Source organism: Micromonospora sp. CPCC 206060 (assembly GCF_036906895.1).
Classification (GTDB): domain Bacteria; phylum Actinomycetota; class Actinomycetes; order Mycobacteriales; family Micromonosporaceae; genus Micromonospora.
The window spans coordinates 1-838 of record NZ_JBAKHU010000260.1 but is presented as its reverse complement, the minus strand read 5'-3'; the positions used below and the strand labels follow the sequence as shown (position 1 = coordinate 838).

The window sequence follows — 838 nt, the reverse complement described above, 5'->3', positions numbered from 1 at the left end:
AGGTGAACACCAGCGGCCCGGTGGACTCGAACGAAAGCGGCCCGGGCGCCCCCGCCTCGGCAAGCATCACGGTCCACAAAAGCACTCTGCCCGTCACCGGAAGCCGATACTCAACCTACGTCACCATCGCCCTGACTGCGATCGGCCTCGGTGCGGCATTTATCGCGATCAGTCATCGACGGCTGATCGGACGTAGACGCGACACCGCCTAACTCGCGACGCGTATGGAATGGCGGATTTCGGTGCTTGTGCGGGACGGCGCACAAGCACCGAAATCCGCAGCGGCCCCTGGCCGGGGTGAGGCGCTCGGGTGGGGCTGGCTGGTTCTAGTTGAGTCGGCCTGGAGCGCGGTGCCGGCATTGCTGCTGGTCCGTTTCTTCAGGCCGCTCGCCGAACCCGCCGTGCGCGTCTCCGCGCAACGGGCTCTCCACGGTTGCTGTCGTCAGGCGTGGTCGGTCGCAGGCCATGGGCTGGGGATCATGCGTCGGCGGTAGCGGGTCACGGGGATGGCCGCTATCGGTCGGTACTCGGTCCCGTCCGCGTTGATGGGTAGCCACTTGCCGGTTGGCGTGGTGAATCTTCGGCGGACGGCCTTCCAGTTCCAGCGGTGCCGGTGTATCAGCATCCTGATCAGCCGTTGCCAGGCGAACCGGTCCAGGGTGTGGAAGGTGTGTTTGGCGACGGCGTGCCGGAAGTAGTTGGCCCAGCCGTGCATGACCTGGTTGAGGCGGGTCAGCACGTACCCGAGGTCCTGCTGTGATGTCCTGTGGGTCAGTGAGCCATTCCGCGCAAGGTTCTGACTACTGATAGTGGTCACGTGGTGCGGTCATGGTCGATA

General features: G+C 65.0%; 2 protein-coding genes. One reads left to right on the top strand and one right to left on the bottom strand.

The features are described from left to right. Nucleotides 1-212 (top strand): hypothetical protein (locus tag V6U90_RS33615; protein ID WP_334445235.1); only part of this gene is annotated, 212 nt, incomplete at its 5' end. 230 nt (nt 213-442) lie between these two features. Here the strand turns inward: V6U90_RS33615 and V6U90_RS33610 are convergent. Further along, nucleotides 443-817 carry a group II intron maturase-specific domain-containing protein gene (locus V6U90_RS33610; RefSeq protein WP_334445233.1) on the bottom strand — a complete coding sequence of 125 codons (375 nt, stop codon included), beginning with the start codon at nt 815-817 and terminating at the stop codon, nt 443-445. Between the last annotated feature and the right edge of the window lie 21 nt (nt 818-838).